We start from the raw sequence: 12,603 nt of genomic DNA on the forward strand, positions 1-12,603 counted from the left end.
ATATATCTAATTTACCAAATAACAGATACACCCGTTCCTCCTAGTGATATCAGAGAGTTTTGCAGGATACGAGCGGACCGTATTATCTTTGTTTTCATAAATCGAGGAGATAGGGAAAAACACTTTGGAGTTCGGATCTTCTAAATCGTCGTTATACCCATACATCAAGTTTGATATTTCAACTTCATACCTGATTGGATAAGGATGATATGAAATCCTGTTCCACCATTCAAGCCCCGTGAAACTTTGATGAAACTGAAAAGTAAACAAGCCCCTATCTACGTTAAGAAAAAATTTTTCGTCTTCATTTAAATTGATATCTTTTAAATAGAATTCCAACGTTGAATCTTTATCGACGAAATTTATTTGTCTATGATATGAATGTCCTATTTGTGGTAAGACTTTCTTAAATCGATACTGGTTATGACCTTTGAAAATTGCCTCAAAATAGTTCTGGTTATCGAATTGGCATATCAGGTTTAATTCTACTGCAACATGCTGAGTATTGAATATTTCTAATAAATATAGCATCCAAGACTTGTCTGGGATGCTATTACCTTTGTCTCTAATTATTCGTAGATTATCTGTGATAATTCTAAATTTTGACACATATTTCCTGTAGTCATTATGAGGAGTATCAATACATCCATACCAATAGTGCATATTGACTTACAGTAGATTCAATATTTATTCTTGAGTACTTTTATTAACATGACTTAATTTTAATAGACTATAAAAAATTAATGAAAAATCAGAACTGAATCAACCTGTTTAAAAGCAATAAAATAAAAAAAATACGAATTCACAAGTTCCTAAATGCATCGGGAAGATATTTAAATAGTCTATTTTATAATAAGTAATGTCAAAATCTCAACCATGGTTTTCAAAGCCTGTTACTATTATGATCCTACTATGAGAATACAAAGATTGCATAAACATATGCCATAATCCTGAAATCTGTAGAGTAAAATAAAATATAGGATGGCCACGACTTAATTACATGGTTGACGAAAACATGGAACTAGATCAAGTTGCAACTAAGAAAAAGATTTCTCAGCCTCCTTTAAATTTACTTTTTAATCCCTCTTTGATAGAACGAAATGATGTCTGGAAGATTGATATCGTAAGACTCTTAGAAACCCTACTATCCACTTTAACTAAATCTTCATATAAAGACTTGCGCGTATGCGGTGTGGCAATCTTAACCTCGACTTTGATACATAGACTCAAAGTGGAATCGATATTTCGATTAGAAAAAATTGCTAGTAAAGATCAACAAGGTATATCTGAACGGGACAAGGCATTCAGTGAAAAAGTGCCCATCCCACAGATTTCTAATATTACATTGCCTTTTAGAAAAGAACTATCATACCCGGTCTCATTAGAGGATCTTATTTCTATTTTGGAAACAATGATAACCGATCTTACTAATCCTGTTGTAAAACGAACTAGCCTGAATTTGGAGCCAGTCGAAGTTATAGACTTTCAGCATTATCTAATCAAATTTGAGAAAGTAATTGAAGATTTCGAAAATAGGCTAATGACAAAACTACAAAATAAAAGCGAATTGGACTTTAATGAAATGATGGTTGGGTTAGATAGAATTGAAATAGCAAGATACTTCATTGCTATGCTCTATCTTAGTATGAAAGATAAAATAAACATCATAACAGGATTTACAGACTTGAATTCGGGGATAGAATATTTAGATTCTTCATCACCGCCTTTTGAGGCAATTGAGACCACAAAGAATGTTACAGATTGGATCAAAATCACCCTCAAAAATACCTTGCAGGAATAATTAAATGACTAAATTACCTACTGACGAAATCATTGCGCGCATTGAGGCATCGCTTTACTCTGCCGGGCGTCCTCTTACAATAGATGAGATACTAAAGGCATCAGGGACGGACTCTAGAGAGAGAGTAAAGAGACTATTAAATGAACTTATAAACAAAACTAAAGTCGCATTTAAAGCGTTAGAGATAGCTAAACTTGAGGACGGTACATATGTATTTCAATTGAAGTCCAGTTATGCACCAATCATAAAGAAGTTTTCTCACAAGCCTCAAATTTCTAATTCTGTAATGAAGACGCTATCATATGTAGCATATGAACAGCCCGTTACTAGCAAGAGATTAGTTGAAATTAGGGGCTCAAAAGTTTATAATCACCTAAAGGAACTACAGGATTTGGAATTTATTAGTCACAATAATTCAGGAAGAGTCAAGGTATACAATACTACATCGAAATTCAAGAACTATTTTGGAATAAGCGATATAGCGATGCTTAAAAAAAGTTTGCTGCTCAATCCTGGAGAATTTGCAAAGAAAAACACTTAATTATAGTTTCGCTAAATTTGAACTGTGCGTAAGTCTAGCGAAAATTTGGGAGGCAGGAAATTAACAGGTGGAAGGATATTTCCTAGTCGAATTAGAAGGAAATATGAAATAGATAGATACCCAAATGAACCAATTGTAGGCGAAACTAAGAATGTTATTCGAAGGGTTCGTGGAAATAATGTTAAAGTAGCTTTCAAGTTTGCCGAATTCGCAAATGTAAATGATAAGGATACCAAGAAAACAACCAAGGTCAAGATAATTAGGGTCACAAAGAATCCTGCCAATAAAGATTATGAGAGAAGAGGCGTAGTTACCAAAGGCTCAATTTTAGAGACTGAATTAGGTCTGGCGAAGGTTATCTCGAGACCGGGGCAGGATGGTATTGTTAATGCAGTTATCATTAAACAATAAATCAAGTAATTTGTTTTTAATAAAAAAAGAATAGGAATTTATAAAATATAATTTCAATATCCTTATTGGTAAGGATAGGTATTACGGTTTTTCCAGGCAGTAATTGTGATCGTGATGTTCATCATATATTAAACAATGTTCTCCATATAGATGCCAGATACATCTGGTATGAATCATCTTTTGATAATTTTGATTGTATAATAATACCTGGCGGATTTACCTACGGAGATAGGTTAAGAGCAGGTGCAATAGCAGCACATAGCACAATCATGAATAAAATAAAGGAGTTGGCAGACGATAATGTTCCGATATTGGGAATATGTAATGGCTTTCAGATACTAGTTGAATCTGGCCTACTACCGGGCGCACTGATTGTCAACGAGTCATTAAGTTTTATTTGTAAATGGATCAATGTCGTGGTTACTAATACTGATACTCCGTTTACAAATCTGTTTGATAAGGATCAAAAGATTTCTATACCTATTGCGCATGGGGAAGGAAGATATATAATAGACAGTAAATCTTATCGCAATATCAAAAACAATAACCAAGTCACCTTAGAGTATTGGAAAAGCAATCCCAATGGATCTTTAAACAGCATTGCCGCTGTCTGTAACCCAAGAAGAAATGTTATGGGCATGATGCCTCATCCTGAAAGGGGTAGCGACAAAGATCTGATCCCTTTAGGTTTTAATCAGAGTTCAATATTGATATTTAAGTCTATGATTAACTATTTTAAATAAAACCTAGGAATTAGAAATGAATATTCTCAACATAGATGAATATAGTTATTTGAAGAAGAAATTACAAAGGGAGCCAAATGAGTTGGAGCAGTTTATTATTAGTGCTGAATGGTCTGAACATTGCTCTTATAAATCATCTAAAAAACTTCTCAGATTATTACCAATGAAAGGGAATCACATATTGGTGGGTCCAGGGTATGATGCTGGAATAATCAATGTGGGCAATGGTTATGTGGTTACTATTCACATAGAGAGTCATAATCACCCATCGGCCGTTGAACCCTATGGGGGTGCTGCGACTGGAGTAGGAGGAGTACTCAGGGACATATTGTCAATGGGCTCGCGTCCTATTGCATTGTTTAACGCTTTAAGGTTCGGTCAGGTCGACAAGAATTCTAAATTTGGATCGAAGAATCGATGGTTGCTCAAGAACGTAGTTAGAGGGATTGCAGATTATGGTAATTGTATCGGTGTCCCGACAGTTGGTGGAGAGGTTGAATTCGACAAATCATTTGATAATTATTGTCTGGTAGATGTAGCTTCAATCGGGTACGCAAAACTTGATGATCTCGTTATGAATACCGCAAAAAAAGGAGATTCCCTGATTCTAGGTGGTAATGCCACTGGTGTGGATGGTATTCACGGTGCTTCATTTGCTTCAAAAAACCTTGATGAAGAAAATCGTTCCGCAGTACAAATTCCGGATCCATTTTTGGAAAAAATGCTCATGGAGGCAACTTTGGAGGCCATAGAAAAAGATTGCATTAAAACCATGAAGGACCTTGGAGGAGGAGGTTTATCATGTTGCCTCTCTGAAACAGCAGACAGTTTGAAAAAAGGATTTCTTGTTGATTTGTCCACGATTCCGTTAAAGCAGACAAACATGACTGATGCCCAGATCATGATATCGGAATCTCAAGAGCGCATGCTGTATATAGTCGACGAGAAAAAGAAAGTTGAATTCTTTAAAATTTTTGATAAATACAATGTAAATTATTCTGTAATAGGTCATGTTACAGATGATCTAAATCTTTCAGTTGTTAGAGAAGGTAACATATTGGCTCGTATGCCTGCCGAACTAGTTGCCCATGCGCCATTATTAAATAGGAAATCTAGTCGACCATCTTATCTAGAGGCGATAGAAAAATCGTTCCGAGAACCGGAACCTCAAGCGAACATCAAAAAAATGGTTTTTAAAATGTTGACTAATCCTTCCATATGTAGTCGAAAATGGATCTATGAACGGTTCGACCACGAAGTAGGAGTTAGAACGGTATCAAAACCAGGAGCATCTGATAGTTCAGTTATCAAATTAGACGAAGATAAATTTCTGAGTTTTAAATTAGACGGTAACTCTAAACATTGTTACTTAGACCCGTACGAGGGAATCATCGGGTGTTTGGCCGAATCACTTAGAAACCTCACATGCGTGGGTGCTAGTCCTCTTGGAATAGTAGATCACTTACAGTTTGGCAACCCAGAAAATGAAGAAATTTTTTGGACATTCTCAGAGACGATCAGAGGTATTATAGAATACTGTAAATTCATGGATATACCCGTGGTAGGAGGTAAAGTAAGTTTGTATAATGAAACCGCCGCTGGTCCCATAAAACCCTCTCCAGTGATAGGGCTGCTCGGGATAATTGATTCCAAAAATAAAATAAAATATCCAAAATATATCCCAAACGAATCAATCTTTATTGTTGGTACAACAAAAAATGAAATGGGCGGATCAGAATACTTTGAGTATTGCTTGAATGTTTTTGGTGGAAAAGTGCCCCGTGTCCATTTGGAGGAGCAAAGAAGTATAGTAGAAACAATTAGGAATTTGATTGACGATGACCTAATCACGGGAGTGCATGATTGTTCTAAAGGTGGAATTATCGTTACACTGTTAGAAATGGCTATCCATAGCAAAATTGGGTTTAGAATTTCCGTTGACAAAATACCTAATGAGTGCTCTAGGCTAGATTATTTACTTTTCTCAGAATCTCATAGTCGATTTATTTTTTCAACTCAACATGATTCAAAGGTCGTTAAATACTTAAAAAAAAGGGCCATTCCTTATGCGAGAATCGGATGCAGTTCATATGGTGAAACTTGTATAATTGATCGAGAAGGAAAAACAATTTTCAAAAGTTCACTAGATACTATTTCTCGAAGTTATGATAAGTCTCTCTCGAATCTGTTTGCAAAATCTAATTGACATTCTTTTTAGTCTAGCGAATCAAATGAAGATTTGAAGGTATCTTAATCATTGTAAATATTAAATAGAAAGATTAACGCAGATATATCTTCTAATGGTTCACGAAAATTGTGGTGTAGTTGGCATTTTTTCATTAGGGGGCGAAAATATAGTACCTTATTTGATAGATTGTCTTCGAGCACTGCAGCATAGAGGGCAAGAATCATGGGGGATAGCTGTACCAAAGAAATTGCCTTTTAAAAAAACCGGATTGGTTTCTGGATCTGCAAATGAATTTGATAAATTAATTACAAAGTTTTCTTCTAATATAGGGATTGGACATGTCAGATATTCTACCTTTGGATCCAGCTCTCTCGAGAATGCACAGCCATTGAAGGTTAAAGATTTATGTATAGCTCATAATGGGACCATTTCAAATGCAGAACAGCTCTCTAGCATGGTTGGTGGCTGTACTTTTACACCGCAAAGTATGACCGACACTCTCGTTGCGGCTCAAAGACTAGTAAGTATACTAAGAAACAAGAACGATATGAAGGCCGCGATGGAGATACTCAAAAATGAGATGGTAGGATCTTATTGCTTTACATTTGTCACAGATTCAAATACGATTTATGCCGCAAGAGATCCTAAAGGCTTTAGACCTCTTGTGTTGGGATTACATAAGGATACTAATACCTATATTATAGCATCAGAATCTTGCGCTTTGTCAACTGTTGGAGCAATCCTATTGAGAGATATTGAACCAGGTGAACTGATAAGAATAGACAAAAATGGTCTCACATCCCAAAGATTTTCCGAATCTGTAAATCATGCGCATTGTGCATTTGAATTTACATATTTTGCTCATCCAAGTTCCATTATGGAAGGGATAAATATTTATCTTGCAAGGAAAAAGATCGGTGAATATTTAGCACTTAAATTTCCCTTTAAAGAAGCTGATGTGGTAATCCCAGTACCTGATTCGTCCAGGCCTGCAGCTCTCGGATATGCGTTAAAACTTGGGTTGCCTTTTGAAGAAGGTTTGTTAAAAGACAGGTATAGCAAAAAAGGCTCAATGAGAAGCTTTATTGAGCCTCTGGTAAAGGACAGAAAGGAAATCAACCAAAATATTCTGCCAATTAAAGAAATGATAGAAAATAGACACGTTATAATTGTAGATGATAGTATAGTAAGAGGTACCAGTTCCAAAGCAATAATTGAGTCAGTAAAACAAGCAGGGGCTAAAAGGATATCCATGGTAGTTACTTACCCACCGATAAGTTATCCATGTTATGCCGGAATTGATTTTCCATCTCAGGAAGAACTGATCGCCTTTCAAGTTGCCAAGAATGAAGTGGATTCGAAGGCAATTGGTAACAAAGTCGCTAGAATTATAGGTGCCGACGAAGTTTGTTATAACGATAACATAAATCTTGCAAAAGGAATCGGTCTGCAAATGAATGAATTATGTTTTTCCTGTTCATCAGGTGATTATACTCCACTTGGAATAAAACCTGATTTTAGTTCAAGATATCAGACTAATGACAAAATATTAGTAGGTTAAAATTTAAATCCCCTCATTTTAATATAGTTATATTGAGTTTAGAAGAGCTTCGCGAAAAGGCATTTTTTCAAAATTCAATCGATATATGGATAATGTTGTGTGAGGAAAAGAACTGGGATTATTCGGACATAAAAAATTACCTAAAGTTTATAGATTATCTATTTTCAAATGGGATAAAAATACAGCGCTTTCCCCTTTGTATTAAAGAGTCGGGGGGAATGTTCGAAAGAGGAAAAGATAAGACGAGTTTTTTAGACAGGCTATCTAAGGTGCAATCTGACAATGCATCTGCATTCACAATTAAGCTGACACAATCAGCAATAGCTACGATGAGGGGATTTACTTTATAATCTTCCCAAGGTTAGATTTTAGTGGTCCAAAATGTAGATTTTTGGATCCTCCATGAATAGTAATCCTTTATAATCCTACCATCGGTAGTGCTAATCTGATTCTCATCAACCTGTTTACGATTCATCCACACACACTGATTATTACCATTTTTCAAAGCTCTCCGTGGATAATTTAAAATGATACAAACAAAAACAGTTTCGATAATATGTGTTCCAGTTAAGCTATCGATATTCGAATAGATGCCTAAAATGTCAATGGGTTCAACATGTAGTTCTGTTTGCCGTAAAATAGATCTCCGTAATGTTTCTTCAGCTAATTCTCCGTACCTAATTAAGTCGCCAGGAAGACATATTATGTCCCTTTTCACCGAATCTGGGGTTCTAAGGAGAAGAATTTCATTTTGACTATTACTACATATAGCCCTGACCCTATTAAGAGGTTGTATATGGCGGTCTTTATTTTTCATTGGGAGAATTATTCGGAAAGGCAGAACTAGTTATATACTCATAAGGCAAAATTCGCTTTGAGTTCTTTTTTTGTGATTTTGTCTACCCATAGGAATTTTCTCTGAAGCGTACTTGTATACATTTTGTTCCAATCTAAATCAACAATATTCATCCAGGAACGAAATACTCGTGGGTCGATATAATTTCGTAAAGAAGTGCCCAAATTATACTCCGTGGTTTCTTTCTGTAACTTTACTTGGAATTCCAATTTTTGAACTCTTTCATGCAGGCGTATTCTTTGTTTTTCAGTTTTCCAATCCTTGGACCTTAATTGTGCCTTTAAATTATTAATAAGCTCTATTTTTTTGTTCATAGAATCCTCATATCTTTCAATTGCTTTAATACTAGCGGGATTTTTAGGGTCTATTCCCTTCTTATGATTACACGTTATTGCAGCTTGCAAATTTGCATACCTGGCAACATAAAGCTTTTCAAATTCTGAAGATTCCTGACTAACTTTGATCGGAGGATTTCTTAGCGATTTCTTCACTATATTTGTGGCAATATAAGTTCTAAAAACTTTTGCGGTAAGCCCAGGTACATTTTTTGAATCAATATTTCTCAAAAATGTATTTACTCTCATTGAATTTATGTTATCAAAAATAGGATCTGTTTCCTTTTTGTTTTTTGTAAAGAGATTCAGGTTGTTAAATAAGAGTAGCTTATCATCGGAATCAATCAAGATAGATTTTTGCCATGGCACACTATCCTTTCCAAGAAAATTAAATTCTAATACTCTATTCTTCTTATCGATCTCTTTGAATTTTAAGTGTTCCTTTCTAAGTGTAGTTGCACCCACCGTATCCGCTTCATCCGGATCTTTTTCATCACCGACTCTCATGGCCATTTTGAATATGAGGTAACATACGGTAGAAACTTTCCGCTGAGCAAGATCCCTTGATGTCATCTTATTCACGATCTCCCTCTCAATTTTGTCAATATATTTTTCAAGGTTTTTGGCTTTATCATATTTGGCCTTATCATAGTTCTGGCGGATTAAAGATGAATCGTGTAACCAAACATATTTTCTTTTTCCGGTCAGTGTCTCAATCCAGGATGCTAGCCAAGTAGAGCTATGATCGTGAATTATTTTTTGCCATGGGCCCTCAGGGACAGCCGCCTCTTCACCAAGATTTAGTATAACCTCTTCGGGTTTGACACGAGGCTTCCATCTACCTCTTAGTGGATGTTGTCCCCTGCCCATAAACAACCCGGGCGGTTCAACTAACCAATTTGCTACATCCACTTCCACGTCATCCACTATTGCTTTGCCAAAATAGTTTTTCAATTTTTCCTTCTCATTTTTTCTCTCTAATGTAATCTTTTTTCTTTGTTCTCTTGATAAATTTCTCCATGCGATGGTGTCTCTTTCCTTAGCCGCCTTTTCTTTATCAACATATATGAAAAAATCACTCATATCTAATTGATTAATTTCGTTAAGACTGTTTTGCATATCTCTAGGTAACAATCTTTTAAAATCTGTCAAAAAATTCTTTTGGAAAACAGGATCTTGTACATAATGAGTATCCTTCTTCTTTGCCCAGGCATAGATCAACTCTTCTTGATCCTTATCTAGCGTGTAAGTTTGTTCATCTATTTTAAAGGGCAAATTCTTGACTACGTATTCTGGAGGAAAGCAGACTCCATTGTGATGAAGTGTAATCCATTTTTGGGTGCCATTATTTCCACGGTTTTGATCATATCTATCATCAGAAGCAATCGAAATGGAAGACAATTTATATAAAACTATTTTGATTTAGAATATAAAACTATTCTCTTAGAAAACCTGTCCTTTCGATATACCAGAAGGTAAGATTTTCTTTTTGAATACTTTTTTGTTCTAGATTTATCAGGATGAAGACTGTATGATATGTTTTAACCAAACAATTCTGAATTGGCTTATTTCAATGCTAATAACATTTAAAATTTTGTAAGTATTCCAGATTTATTCCTGTAACTGTCCCCGAACTCAGTAAGTTTTTGAATCTGTTTCAGGTTGAAAATCGTTCCATCAACGCAAACCAACTTATCATTTATACAACAGCTCGAACAAATCCCAATTCCACATTTCATGTATCTCTCTATGCTAGCCTCCATATGCACACTACTTTCGGTTGCAAGATCGTATACTTTTTTCATCATCATCTCAGGTCCACAAGTGTATATTATGTCAATATCATTATGACTCGGCAGATAGTCTCTCAAAATATCAGTGGGATATCCCTTTGTACCAAGAGAACCGTCTTCAGTAGCAATAAATAAGTCAATTTTACTTTTTTTAGCCCATTCAGATATTATTTTAGTAAAAAATAGTTCAGATTTAGTCCTGGCACCTATGATGAATGTAAATTTAGAATCATATTCCTTGATGCAGGATAGTAGCCTTACAAGAGGGACAAGTCCAGTACCACCGCCTAAAATAATAATATTCTTATAGGATCTATTTAGTGAAAAAGAGTTTCCTAAAGGCCCACGAATTCCTAGTTTGTCTCCTTTTTCTTTGTCAAACAAGGAGGTGGAAGCATAGCCATTCTTTCTTATGGTAATCGCAGCGTGGCCTTTCTTGCCACTAATCATTACGCTCAAGGGAATTTCTTCTTTCCTAGGAATCCAAACCATTAAAAATTGTCCAGGCCTTGATAAACTGCTAAGAGAGTCTTTAAAGATAAAGGTCTTGACTGTAGAAGTTTCGATGATTGCATCTTCGATTTCAACTATTCTCATCAAGTTTTTATCTATGGGCAACTCCAATAATCTCCCTAATATCGTTGATATTTTGTCCTTCTAAGAAGGCGTACAAATCCTTAACAATGTTGCGGACTGAGTAGATGCCTTTCAAACCTATCACACTGCCTATCTGTATTGCCGATGCTCCAGCCATCATATATTCTAAAACATCCGAGTATGTCATTATCCCTCCGCAACCTATGATAGGAATTTTTAAATTCTTGCTTAATTCAAAAACACATCTGATCCCAATAGGCCTAATGGCACTTCCAGATAGGCCGCCGATCTTATTTTCTAAAACTGGACAATGAGTTTCAATGTCAATCTTCATTGCTCTTAGCGTATTAATAGCAGTAATTCCGTCTGCTCCCGCTCTTTCGGCTGTTTTAGCAATTTCGACCATGTCAGATTTGCCTAATCCTACTTTGACGAAGAGTGGCTTTGTAGTATCCTTCTTAATTGACCTAATAATGTCATGGACTAGGTTAGGATCATCACCGATTTCCATACCCATTTTTTCCACATGAGGACAAGATAAATTCAGCTCAAAACCCAAAATTTTAACGTTCTTAAACTTTCTGACAATAGCAGAGAATTCACTCTTATCAGAGCCAACTAAACTTACAAGTAGCGGTCCATTATTCTTCGAAATTTCCGTTGAGAACCACTCTGCTCCTGGATTTGCCAGCCCGACGGCGTTTATATAGCTCATATTTTCTACACTAACTATAGTTGGATTCCTGTAACCTTCACGAGGATTCAGGCTAATCGATTTACTTACTATAGCCCCTGCTCCAATTTTATACAACCTATCAAATATGCTTTGGGATAGTCCCAAAATACCGGAGGCTACGATCACTGGATTTTTTAAATTTAAACCTGCGGTGGTAATAGGTATATTATAATCCAATTCGTTGTAAAAAAACTTGTTTTACATTTGTTAAAAGTTTATCGGAAGCCCCATATGGTGAATTAACAGAGCACTATATTCAAAAAAAGATGTAACTTTATCAACCTAATTTATTGCATTTCATTAACTAATCATGCAAGGAATCCATAGATATATCGTAGAATGCGAATTTGTTCTCAACTTATTCTGAATATGCAGATTACCCCCTACAACTGGTCTGATGCCTGTAGTTAGACTTTTTTTATTCAATCAAATTTACTGACTCCAGGGAGAATAGTATTATTTTATCAATTCTCTAATTGAAATTATTTTTATCTGTAGATTTCATATTAGGTCATTTATTAGGTGTTGAAAAGAGGATGATCGGGATGCAAATTTAGGATGTCATTTGACTTTACTAGCCATACAGTCGAAAAATAAACTTATACCTACAAACCTACGACCCATCAACTGCTAAAAACTCGGTGAAGCCGATTCGAATTCCCAGACGATAGACTCTAGAAAATGGCAAGAACTCCAGTCTTAATCAAGGCGATGGATCGTTCTTCTAGTGGTCACCGCAAGTCCTACACATCTATGAGTATAGATGGGCCATCTTAACCTGCTTTGGATGCGAGATTAATGTTAGTTTAGAATATATTGCACGTATATTTTATTTGATTTGCTTATAAATATCAGAGCTGGGCTTGCCGGGGTAGCTCAGCCTGGTCAGAGCGTTCGACTCATAATCGAAAGGTCGCGGGCTCAAATCCCGCCTCCGGCACTTTTTTTTGCTTTAATTCATTAATCCTGCAATATTTATTAAACACCATACAATATTTTTCAAAAATGCAGTACTTTAGCAATATTTAAATTAACCATAGC

12 protein-coding genes and 1 tRNA gene are annotated in these 12,603 nt (G+C 35.6%); 8 read left to right on the forward strand and 5 right to left on the reverse strand.

The window, feature by feature from the left end; translation table 11 throughout:
* Positions 1-6: 6 nt before the first annotated feature.
* Complete coding sequence (locus AB0A59_RS07470; RefSeq protein WP_458747446.1) at positions 7-663, reverse strand: hypothetical protein; 657 nt, start codon at positions 661-663, stop codon at positions 7-9.
* 337 nt (positions 664-1,000) lie between these two features.
* Here AB0A59_RS07470 and AB0A59_RS07475 point away from each other — a divergent pair, with 337 nt between their 5' ends.
* The 7 genes from AB0A59_RS07475 to AB0A59_RS07505 all read left to right on the forward strand — a co-directional run bounded on the left by AB0A59_RS07475 (position 1,001) and on the right by AB0A59_RS07505 (position 7,595).
* On the forward strand, positions 1,001-1,801 hold the full coding sequence (locus AB0A59_RS07475; RefSeq protein ID WP_458747447.1) for a hypothetical protein: 801 nt from the start codon (positions 1,001-1,003) through the stop codon (positions 1,799-1,801).
* Between the two features lie 4 nt (positions 1,802-1,805).
* Entirely contained in the window at positions 1,806-2,342 is a 537-nt protein-coding gene (gene scpB, locus AB0A59_RS07480; protein ID WP_458747448.1) for an SMC-Scp complex subunit ScpB, read from the forward strand.
* A 24-nt stretch (positions 2,343-2,366) separates the two neighbouring features.
* Positions 2,367-2,753: a 30S ribosomal protein S8e gene (locus AB0A59_RS07485; RefSeq protein WP_458747449.1), complete on the forward strand. Its 387-nt coding sequence runs from the start codon at positions 2,367-2,369 to the stop codon at positions 2,751-2,753.
* A 65-nt stretch (positions 2,754-2,818) separates the two neighbouring features.
* A complete protein-coding gene (purQ, locus tag AB0A59_RS07490) occupies positions 2,819-3,496 on the forward strand; it encodes a phosphoribosylformylglycinamidine synthase subunit PurQ (RefSeq protein ID WP_458747450.1) in 678 nt (225 codons plus the stop codon).
* A gap of 16 nt (positions 3,497-3,512) precedes the next feature.
* Positions 3,513-5,702, forward strand: coding sequence for a phosphoribosylformylglycinamidine synthase subunit PurL (gene purL / locus AB0A59_RS07495; RefSeq protein ID WP_458747451.1), 2,190 nt, complete (start codon positions 3,513-3,515; stop codon positions 5,700-5,702).
* A gap of 94 nt (positions 5,703-5,796) precedes the next feature.
* On the forward strand, positions 5,797-7,245 hold the full coding sequence (locus tag AB0A59_RS07500) for an amidophosphoribosyltransferase (protein WP_458747452.1): 1,449 nt from the start codon (positions 5,797-5,799) through the stop codon (positions 7,243-7,245).
* Positions 7,246-7,277: 32 nt separating this feature from the next.
* Positions 7,278-7,595, forward strand: coding sequence for a hypothetical protein (locus tag AB0A59_RS07505; RefSeq protein ID WP_458747453.1), 318 nt, complete (start codon positions 7,278-7,280; stop codon positions 7,593-7,595).
* An 11-nt stretch (positions 7,596-7,606) separates the two neighbouring features.
* Here AB0A59_RS07505 and AB0A59_RS07510 read toward each other — a convergent pair whose 3' ends face one another.
* The 4 genes from AB0A59_RS07510 to AB0A59_RS07525 form a co-directional block, all read right to left on the reverse strand.
* The gene (locus AB0A59_RS07510; RefSeq protein WP_458747454.1) at positions 7,607-8,062 is read right to left on the reverse strand and encodes an NUDIX hydrolase; all 456 of its coding nucleotides are present in this window, start codon (positions 8,060-8,062) and stop codon (positions 7,607-7,609) included.
* A gap of 38 nt (positions 8,063-8,100) precedes the next feature.
* A complete protein-coding gene (locus AB0A59_RS07515) occupies positions 8,101-9,837 on the reverse strand; it encodes a DNA topoisomerase I (RefSeq protein WP_458747455.1) in 1,737 nt (578 codons plus the stop codon).
* Positions 9,838-10,022: 185 nt separating this feature from the next.
* Positions 10,023-10,847 carry a dihydroorotate dehydrogenase electron transfer subunit gene (locus tag AB0A59_RS07520; RefSeq protein ID WP_458747456.1) on the reverse strand — a complete coding sequence of 275 codons (825 nt, stop codon included), beginning with the start codon at positions 10,845-10,847 and terminating at the stop codon, positions 10,023-10,025.
* Positions 10,834-11,739 (reverse strand): dihydroorotate dehydrogenase, encoded by a 906-nt coding sequence (locus AB0A59_RS07525; protein ID WP_458747457.1) that lies wholly within the window; start codon positions 11,737-11,739, stop codon positions 10,834-10,836. Before AB0A59_RS07525 ends, AB0A59_RS07520 begins: the two co-directional genes overlap by 14 nt.
* A 688-nt stretch (positions 11,740-12,427) precedes the next feature.
* Here AB0A59_RS07525 and AB0A59_RS07530 point away from each other — a divergent pair.
* Positions 12,428-12,502: transfer RNA gene (locus AB0A59_RS07530), tRNA-Met, on the forward strand.
* Positions 12,503-12,603 lie beyond the last annotated feature (101 nt).

The sequence above is a fragment of the Candidatus Nitrosocosmicus sp. T genome (genome assembly GCF_054408485.1).

Coding starts and splice junctions, on each gene's coding strand:
- AB0A59_RS07470 (WP_458747446.1), bottom strand. CDS start 663: ATGCACTATTGGTATGGATGTATTGATACTCCTCATAATGACTACAGG.
- AB0A59_RS07510 (WP_458747454.1), bottom strand. CDS start 8,062: ATGAAAAATAAAGACCGCCATATACAACCTCTTAATAGGGTCAGGGCT.
- purL (WP_458747451.1), top strand. CDS start 3,513: ATGAATATTCTCAACATAGATGAATATAGTTATTTGAAGAAGAAATTA.
- scpB (WP_458747448.1), top strand. CDS start 1,806: ATGACTAAATTACCTACTGACGAAATCATTGCGCGCATTGAGGCATCG.
- AB0A59_RS07475 (WP_458747447.1), top strand. CDS start 1,001: ATGGTTGACGAAAACATGGAACTAGATCAAGTTGCAACTAAGAAAAAG.
- AB0A59_RS07500 (WP_458747452.1), top strand. CDS start 5,797: ATGGTTCACGAAAATTGTGGTGTAGTTGGCATTTTTTCATTAGGGGGC.